We start from the raw sequence: 8,760 nt of genomic DNA on the forward strand, positions 1-8,760 counted from the left end.
TTACAACTCTAGATACCTACTTTTTTTTTAATTCGGTTTTGTTTTATCATCTTGAGCCTTTCCTTCAGGGCACTACCGAATGGTGTAACTGACTGAAACAAGGCATAAACCCGTTTAAAAATACGGTAAAAGCTGATTAACACCAAGCCAAATGGCAAGGATAGGGCATAAGCGGTTGAACCACCGACTTATAAGCACCGCCCAGAAACCCGGTGGAAAGTATCACGCTAAAGACTCAATCAAATATGTAATCGGAACGAAGTAACCCCTAATTATCTCTGGTCAGGTCGATAACCAGTAAGTAGCTAACGAATGATGGCTAGGGGAGGGATTGTATCAGAAAGCGAATGCCTCACTTTAATGATGTGGATATGCTGACAGATACACGGTAATTTCAAAGGAATAGAACAAGTAGCAATGAATATATCTAATACGCTGAACAATCAGACGGTGGAATGGAAAGACCTTAACTGGCGCCAGCTAGAAAAGGTAACTTTTAAGTTGCAAAAACGCATATTCCAAGCGAGTGAACGTGGTGATGTTAAAGCAGTTCGCAAACTTCAGAAGACCCTGATTAGGTCTTGGTCTGCAAAGTGTATTGCGGTACGTAGGGTGACACAAGATAACCAAGGTAAAAATACGGCAGGTGTGGATGGTGTAAAAACACTAACCCCAAAACATCGTATGAACCTGGTAGGCAAGTTAAAGTTAACCGGAAAGGCTAAACCCACTCGTAGGGTTAATATACCTAAGCCCGGAACGACTGAAACTAGACCATTAGGAATCCCCACAATTAACGACCGCGCTTTGCAAGCGTTAGTCAAGCTAGCGTTAGAGCCGGAATGGGAGGCAAAGTTTGAGCCAAACTCTTACGGTTTTCGACCAGGGCGCTCATGTCACGATGCGATAGGAGCAATATATCTCAGTATCAGACAAAAAGCCAAATATGTGCTTGACGCTGATATTGCCAAATGCTTTGACCGTATAGACCACAAAGCGTTACTATCCAAAATACACACATACCCCACTCTAAGCCGCCAATTAAAGACGTGGCTAAAAGCAGGGTACTGTGTAGGAAACGAATTATTCCCTACTAACGAAGGTACACCACAAGGCGGGGTAATTTCTCCCCTACTTGCGAACATTGCCTTACACGGTATGGAAGAAAGAGTAAAGCAGTACGCGGAAACACTAAAAGGACAAAAAGCGATCAATCGCCCAGCCCTCAGCCTAATCCGTTACGCTGATGACTTCGTGATTATCCATGAGGATTTGAACGTGGTTAAGAAATGCCAGGAGATAATCGCAGAATGGTTGAGTGACATGGGATTGGAGTTAAAGCCAAGTAAAACAAAATTAACCCACACCCTCATTGAGATTGATGGAAATGTTGGGTTTGAGTTCTTAGGTTTCCATGTACAACAACACAAAGCAGGGGCATACAGATGCGCCAACGGTTCAAATGGAACACTACTAGGTTTTAATACATTAATCACCCCTTCAAAAGCCAAAGTAAAAACTCATCTAGCCAAGATTGCCGAAGTAATAGATACCCATAAAACCGCCCCTCAAGCTGCCCTAATTAGCAAGCTGAACCCAATCATTAGGGGATGGTCAAACTATTATTCGACAGTTGTAAGTAAGGGAACCTTCTCAAAGGTTGACCATTTAGTCTACGATAAATTAAGAGCTTGGGCAAGAAGGAGGGGAAAAGGGAACATCAATAAGGATAAATACTGGCGAACAGTAGGCGACCGCAATTGGTGTTTTAGTACCGAGAACGGAATAAAACTAACACTGCACTCAGATACGCCAATCGTAAGGCATATCAAAGTAAAGGGTGTTGCTAGTCCGTTTGATGGAAACTGGACTTATTGGAGCAAGCGTAGAGGTGAATACCCAGAAACTCCTAACAGGGTTGCATCTTTAATCAAGCGTCAAAAGGGTATTTGTCCTCACTGTGGTTTGTACTTCACCAGTACAGACATTGTAGAAGTTGACCACATTAAACCGACATCGTTAGGTGGAAAAGACACCTATAACAACCTACAGCTTCTACACAAACACTGCCACGACACAAAGACAACAACAGACGGGTCAATGCGCTCTAAAGAAAGTGTTAAAACCTGATAGTTGGTCTTAAATCGTATCCATAACAAGGATGGAATTATCAAGGAGCCGTGTGAGGTGAAAGTCTCACGCACGGTTCTGAAGGAGAGGTTAGGGGGGTAACTCCCTAATCGACTCTAACTCCTGGTCAAGTATTAGTATCTATTTTTGGACACTACTCAAGAGCCGGTTGACTGTCGCGACGGGGTGTCTGAGCCTCCATACTTGAAAGTGATCTAAGATGGGATGAGTGCCTGAAAGCTTGACCCAATCATCGCATAGAATATCTTCAACCGGGTTTGGCACCCCTGGGCGGCACCACGCTGTCGGAGCTACTACTATCTTCCCGGGGTGTGCGTTCAACCAAGCGCCCCACCAGGAAAACGTTGAATTAGTAATAGCATTAGCTCGACATCGGGTCATTAAATAAAGCTGCTGAGGACCATTCAGGTTATCTACAAAGATAAATTCATGCCCTTGAAGGGGACGAAGAAATTCTCTGGCTAAATCGGGACGATCGGAGAATACAAGAATGGAACCTTGGGGGTTTATCACACTTAAGGACTTCTTGTAAAAAGAAAGCGGGTAAAGGGGGAAATATTCTCGGGTACTGCCATAGTCGGTATCGAGGCGGAGCGAAAAGCTTACACAATCCCTTTGCAAAATGTCGCCGTAGAGTTTTTCGACCTCAGTGACAATCTCGTTATTGAAGGTGTACCACTGACGTACAAGTCGCTTGTCTGAGTAATATTTTTCCGATTGAAAGAACCCTTGAATTTCAGTGTGGTCACCAATGGAAAGTGCTTCGGATGTAAAGCCAGCCTTAGGATGGGGGTCGAAATGATGAATAATCCCGGAGGGTTCCCTAGCACGCTCACCTTCGTCATCAAGGTTGAAGATATCATCTCCATCCCACTTAGGGCAAAAAAATTGGGTTCCCAAACGCCGTGCTGTTATTCTAAGGAATGCGTATTGAAATAATTGATTACCGAGTCTTCCGTAGTTCCCGAGCTTAGAGAAAGAAATCATTATAATTTAACTCCTATGGTTTAAGACAGCTTCTAGCCAACCTAAATCATTGTTTGATGGATGAAAGGAAGCCAAGAGCGTGTTATACCCATGCCAAACAAAGTTACAGTTAACGGTCATGAGACTTTAACAGAGCAGTTTTTTGGGGTCTTAGTCCTGGCAGTGTTAGCTGGCTGGCTCCTACAGATGATTCTACACTGCTGCGTCAACCTAGGGCAAGTAATCCGATATTGATGGTTGGGAAAGTACGATATTTCACACCTTCTTGAACCAGTAGTGCATCCTAATTAATCGTAGCTGATGTACTTAATTATTCAAAATTATCCGAAAATACCTGCGCTACAACCGAAAAAACATAATCAGACTTCTCTTGAACCTTTTCTGTTCCCGATCGGTCTAAATTCAAGACAGACCCATCAGGTCTAATTTATATGTACTTAGTAAAGCACTTTCAGATTAAAAAAGAGCTGACTCCCTGGCTTAGCGGACTCCTGGCCGCTTCCCTGCTGGCAGGAGTAGGCTACACAGCTTACAGCCAACTAACAGTCAAATCCAACCGCGAAACCAGACGCAAGGAAAAAACCGTTGCTGTCGAAAGGGTGAACCTGCCGATTACTATTTCGGCAAACGGCACAATAGTGCCCGAACGTTCCGTTAACGTCAGCCCCAAAACTTCAGGAATGCTCAAAAGTTTGCTTGTCAAGGAAGGAGATAAGGTTGAAAAAGGGCAGATTCTCGCCTACATGGACGACTCCAACCTCCAAGGGCAACTTACCCAAACTCGCGGACAACTCGCAGCCGCAGAAGCAAACCTGGAAAAATTGGTCAACGGCACTCGAACCCAGGACATTGCTGTGGCTAAGGCAGTGTTAGCAGAACAACAGGCAAGTCTGGAAAAATTGCTCAACGGCAATCGCACCCAAGACATTGCTGTAGCTGAGGCAGCGTTAGCTGAACAACAGGCAACGTTACAAAAATTGCTCAACGGCAATCGAACCCAAGATATTGCCGTAGCTGAGGCACAACTAGCTGAACAAGAAGCAAATTTACAAAAATTGCTTAAGGGCAATCGGCCTGAAGACATCGCCCAAGCGATCGCCAAACTCAGAGATGCCGAATACGCCAAAAACCAAGCTGAGGAAGACTTTCAGAGAAATCAGGAACTCTATAATGCCGGAGCCCTTGCTTTGCAAGTTGTGAACAACTCCCGCACCGCGCGCGATCGAGCTCAAACGCAAGTCAGGCAAGCTGAACAAGCTGTAGCTTTACTGCAAGCGGGTACTCGCCCCGAAGAAATCGCTTCGGCGCGGGCTGCTGTGGAGCAAAAACGGCAAGCTTTGACCCTGGCGCGATCGGGCGCACGCCCCGAAGAAATCGCTTCGGCGCGGGCTGCTGTAGAGCAAAAACGGCAAGCTTTGGCCCTGGCGCGATCGGGCGCACGCCCGGAAGACATCGCAGCAGGGCAGGCCGCCGTCGAGCAAAAACAGCAAGCTTTGGCGCTGCTAGAAGCTGGTTCTCGCCCCGAAGACATCGCCCAAGCCCGCGCTCAAGTTCTCGCCGCTAGAGGCAGCCTGCAAAGCGTTCAAGCGCTGATCGACGACACTGTGCTGCGGGCTCCTTTCACCGGCACTGTCACCCGCAAGTACGCCGATCCGGGCGCTTTTGTGACTCCCACGACTGCAGGTAGTGCGGTTTCTTCGGCGACTTCTTCTTCGATTTTGTCCTTAGCTTCAAAAAATCAATTAGTAGCAAACGTAGCAGAAACTAATATTTCTGAGATTAAGATCGGCCAGGCTGCGTCTATTCAAGCCGATGCTTTTGCGGGAAAGACTTTTGCAGGTAAAATCACTCAAATTTCGCCTCAGTCGATCGTCCAGCAAAATGTGACAAGTTTTGAGGTAAAAGCGGCAATTATTAATGATGATAAACAAATGCTGCGATCGGGCATGAATGTGAATGTGGAGTTTAAGGCTGGTGAACTCAAAAATGTTTTGGTAGTTCCGACTGCGGCAATTGTCCGCCAACAAAGGGAAACGGGGGTTTTTGTTGCGGGTGGAGAAGATGGTAAACCTGCTTTTATGCCGATTAAGACTGGTATGACGGTGGATGACAAGACGGAAGTGCGATCGGGTTTGAAAGGAAAGGAAAAAGTGCTGCTTAGTTTACCCCCCGGATTGCGGCCTAGATCCCAAAATCCATCGTCGGGCGGGATTCCGGGTTTGCAACCGGGTGGGGGAACGCGCTTGCGTTAGGGTTTGGATTTTTTTATTGAACCGCGAAGGCGCGAAGGGCGCGAAGGAGGAAAAGGAAGAAGGAATAAGGAATAAGGTTTTAATTGCCTATGCTTTTCGGCTCACTGCCCAATACCCAATGCCTAATCAATAATAACATGAAATTACAGACTCGCCCCCGCACAAACAAAATCTCTAACGTTCAAATCGCGTTCATGGCGACAGAGGCGCTGTGGAATAATAAGTTGCGTACCAGTTTAACTATGCTGGGCGTAATTATTGGGATATCTTCGGTAATTGCCATTACTTCGGTGGGACAGGGAGTACAAAAATCAACTGAAGAACAGTTAAAGGCTTTGGGTACAAATGTGCTGTTGGTTTTATCCGGCGCTTCGCGATCGGGCGGTGTCAGTCAGGGAAGCGGTTCTGCTACTACCCTTACTTGGGATGACGCTAAGGCGATCGGCAAACAAGCTCCTGCAGTTAAGGCGATTTCGGCTTATTTGCAGCGCCAAGTGCAAGTAGTTTATGGCGGACAAAATTCATTTACTGCTATTTTGGGAACGGATTTAAACTATCCAGATGTGAAGAACATTCAACCCCAAGAAGGACGGTTTTTTAACGAGGATGAATTGAATGCTGCTGAGCCTGTAGTTGTCCTCGGTTCTAAGGTGCGGGACGAACTTTTTGGAGCCGGAGCTAATGCGCTCTCCTCCGATATTCGCATTCAGGGAAACCGCTACAAGGTCATTGGAGTGATGGAAAGCAAGGGGTCTGTAGGGGGAACAGATCAGGACGATCGAGTGTATATTCCCCTCAAAAATATGTCTTCGCGGATTGTGGGGAGAAATTCTTTAGCAGGGATTGCGATATCGGGTTTTTGGTTGGAAACTGCGGGCGAAGCCGATTTAGCGGATGCTCAATTTCAAGTGGAAAATATCATGCGCTTGCGCCACAATATTTATCCGCCACAACCGGATGATTTTAGAGTTGTAAATCAAGCTGAAATTGTTAATACTTTTAGCAATGTCATAGGTTTATTTACGGTTATGATCGGAGCGATCGCCGGAATTTCTTTGGTGGTTGGCGGCATCGGTATTGCTAATATTATGTTGGTGTCTGTTGTGGAACGCACTAAGGAAATCGGGATTCGCAAAGCGGTAGGTGCTACTAATGCAGCAATTCTCATTCAATTTATGGCGGAATCTATTTTAGTTTCCACGGTGGGGGGAACGGCGGGTATTGGGTTGGGAATTGCGATCGCCTTTGGGGCCTCGACAGCATTCAAATTTCCGTTTGTGGTTTCTGTATGGTCGATCGCAGCAGGTTTTGGGCTGTCTTTTACCGTCGGGTTGTTAGCTGGAGTATTGCCGGCTCGGAATGCGGCTCGCTTAGATCCGATCGCAGCCTTGCGGAATGATTGAAGTGTACTCATCCGCGTTTATCTGCGTGCATCTGCAGTTAAATATTCCAAATCTGCCAGCAAGGTTAGATTAAGACAATTTAAAATGCTGGATTTGATCGGGCGCTTTTCATCCCAAAATACCATCGATGAATAAAAGTTAATTGCTGGCGATGAATTCAAAAGCTCAAAAGTTTTACGTGCAACTCTCTCGCTGTCAAAGCTGAGAAAGTAAACAGTATCATCAAAAATCGCAGGTTTATTAGCTATTTCACCGATTAACATAAAATCCAATTTTTTATAAAGCCCGCAAATTGCAATCTTCCAAAATTTGAAGCTATAATCGCCAACCCCAAAAATAGAAAACCGAGGATTGTGCTGATAAATCTTGCTTTTGCGATTGTCTAGATATTGTCCGCACTCCTCCAGATAGCGCCAGGTTTTAGGAGCTATCTGGCTGATAGGTTCGGTTGACTCGCCAATAAATTTTTGAGTTACTAAAATATAGCGGTTTGTGGCGTTTATGCGATTTTGAGCGACATCCGATCCTTTAAGTAGCGGAAATAGATAAGTTTCCTCAAGCTCGACAGCTTCCCCAAATCCATTGACAAACAAATTATCAATTTTCCGAAACTCCATCACATTCGAGCAGTCATGTTTGACGCCCGATCGCCATTTGGTTCCTGAATTTACAGCATATAAATTACTCAATTTATTGAAAGAATCTATATCTTTAACCAGGAGATTGTTGTGATATCCGATTCGATGACCGTCAGAACTTTCTAAACTGCTAAATACATCGCAGAAGTAGTTTTGTGAACTTAAGTCAAACTTGCAGTATAACAAACACGCATCCACATTTGCACCAAAATACTTTTTAGCATCTATTGTGTAAGTTGCACAGTTAGCGAGATTAAGTTTTTTTGAATGAATGTAACTCAATAACTTTCTGGCCACGGAAGTCTTGCAAAGCATTGCCAGAGTGGCGTCACGATTTTGCAACCATTGGAGCGCATGGATCAGCATCCATTCTGAGATATCGAAGTTACTTTTACCTGTTAGTGCATCTAAGCCAGTGTGCTTTTGAAAATTACTTTTTTTAGGCAAGTTTTCACTGCCAATAGTTCCTTGTTGTGAGTTGGTTACCCAAGGAAAGTTGCCAAGTACCAGCACCCTATGATTAAAGTCGTTGATTAATGATGTCCAGTCAAACTCAAAAAAATCTCCGTGCTTAACCTCACATCTTTCATCCTGTAACAATTCATGCTTAGCTCTTAATTCCCTTAAATAACTTTGATTGATTTCAACCCCGATAATCTTGCTGGCGGATGGAAACGAATTTGCAGCAGCTTTAATGAAATTACCTATCCCGCAAGTTGGCTCAATGATGACTTTGGGGTTAACATCAAGTTCTATCAATTTCCGACACACCATCTCGGCTAATTCCAGCGGTGTCTGAAAATCCCCATATTCTAGTTTGGTTTTGCGATCGTTGGAACTCATCGGTTAGATTGATAAACTGCGATAACCCCTTCCTGTTGTCCAGCACGTTCAATGACTCTTCCATACTGAAGTCGCCATTGCAACGCATTAGAAATCGTCAAAAAACCTTGCAGTGGTGGCTTTCTCAGTATTTCGTCTGCAATGTTACCTGCTTCAATTTCGTCAACAGGTAAATTTTTGTCAAACATGAAAGCAAGCAAATCATCTTTATTGCCTTCATTGTCTAAAATATTACGGATTCCACGGGTCATTTGAAAATCTGCTGTTCTTTCCGCACTCACGTAAATTGTATGCAAAATATTCAGCGTTGCAGTTCGGATCGTACTGTTGTCTGTCTTTTCGTAAACAAAGATAATCAGTGAATATCCCAGCCCAAAAATCTTTTGCCGTGCAGATTTGAAAGGACATGACGCAATACGGTTCAGTTAAGGGCTAGGCAGTGCTTAAAACAATAAATACAGGAGGATTCATTATTATTCCAGTACC

Annotated in this window: 6 protein-coding genes; 3 read left to right on the plus strand and 3 right to left on the minus strand. The window is 44.7% G+C overall.

Annotated elements, in window-relative coordinates; genetic code table 11:
- Nucleotides 1–417 precede the first annotated feature (417 nt).
- Nucleotides 418–2,130, plus strand: coding sequence for a group II intron reverse transcriptase/maturase (ltrA, locus tag QUA47_RS29175; RefSeq protein ID WP_333433362.1), 1,713 nt, complete (start codon nt 418–420; stop codon nt 2,128–2,130).
- A 141-nt stretch (nt 2,131–2,271) separates the two neighbouring features.
- On the opposite strand, the gene QUA47_RS29180 is transcribed toward ltrA, so the two are convergent.
- A complete protein-coding gene (locus tag QUA47_RS29180; RefSeq protein ID WP_333433363.1) occupies nt 2,272–3,138 on the minus strand; it encodes an alpha-1,2-fucosyltransferase in 867 nt (288 codons plus the stop codon).
- Nucleotides 3,139–3,569: 431 nt separating this feature from the next.
- Here QUA47_RS29180 and QUA47_RS29185 point away from each other — a divergent pair, with 431 nt between their 5' ends.
- Together QUA47_RS29185 and QUA47_RS29190 are read left to right on the plus strand one after the other, a co-directional pair.
- Nucleotides 3,570–5,390, plus strand: a complete 1,821-nt coding sequence (locus QUA47_RS29185; RefSeq protein WP_333433364.1) for an efflux RND transporter periplasmic adaptor subunit — start codon at nt 3,570–3,572, stop codon at nt 5,388–5,390.
- Between the two features lie 137 nt (nt 5,391–5,527).
- Nucleotides 5,528–6,793 carry an ABC transporter permease gene (locus QUA47_RS29190; RefSeq protein WP_333433365.1) on the plus strand — a complete coding sequence of 422 codons (1,266 nt, stop codon included), beginning with the start codon at nt 5,528–5,530 and terminating at the stop codon, nt 6,791–6,793.
- A gap of 17 nt (nt 6,794–6,810) precedes the next feature.
- Here QUA47_RS29190 and QUA47_RS29195 read toward each other — a convergent pair whose 3' ends face one another.
- The gene (locus tag QUA47_RS29195; protein WP_333433366.1) at nt 6,811–8,190 is read right to left on the minus strand and encodes a class I SAM-dependent methyltransferase; all 1,380 of its coding nucleotides are present in this window, start codon (nt 8,188–8,190) and stop codon (nt 6,811–6,813) included.
- Nucleotides 8,191–8,270: 80 nt separating this feature from the next.
- Nucleotides 8,271–8,525 (minus strand): hypothetical protein, encoded by a 255-nt coding sequence (locus QUA47_RS29200; RefSeq protein ID WP_333433367.1) that lies wholly within the window; start codon nt 8,523–8,525, stop codon nt 8,271–8,273.
- Nucleotides 8,526–8,760 lie beyond the last annotated feature (235 nt).

Source organism: Microcoleus sp. MON2_D5 (assembly GCF_036701905.1).
Lineage (GTDB): Bacteria > Cyanobacteriota > Cyanobacteriia > Cyanobacteriales > Microcoleaceae > Microcoleus.

Excerpts from the sequence above, each read along its gene's own strand:
- ltrA (WP_333433362.1), top strand. The coding sequence starts at position 418 with ATGAATATATCTAATACGCTGAACAATCAGACGGTGGAATGGAAAGAC.
- QUA47_RS29180 (WP_333433363.1), bottom strand. The coding sequence starts at position 3,138 with ATGATTTCTTTCTCTAAGCTCGGGAACTACGGAAGACTCGGTAATCAA.
- QUA47_RS29185 (WP_333433364.1), top strand. The coding sequence starts at position 3,570 with ATGTACTTAGTAAAGCACTTTCAGATTAAAAAAGAGCTGACTCCCTGG.
- QUA47_RS29190 (WP_333433365.1), top strand. The coding sequence starts at position 5,528 with ATGAAATTACAGACTCGCCCCCGCACAAACAAAATCTCTAACGTTCAA.
- QUA47_RS29200 (WP_333433367.1), bottom strand. The coding sequence starts at position 8,525 with ATGACCCGTGGAATCCGTAATATTTTAGACAATGAAGGCAATAAAGAT.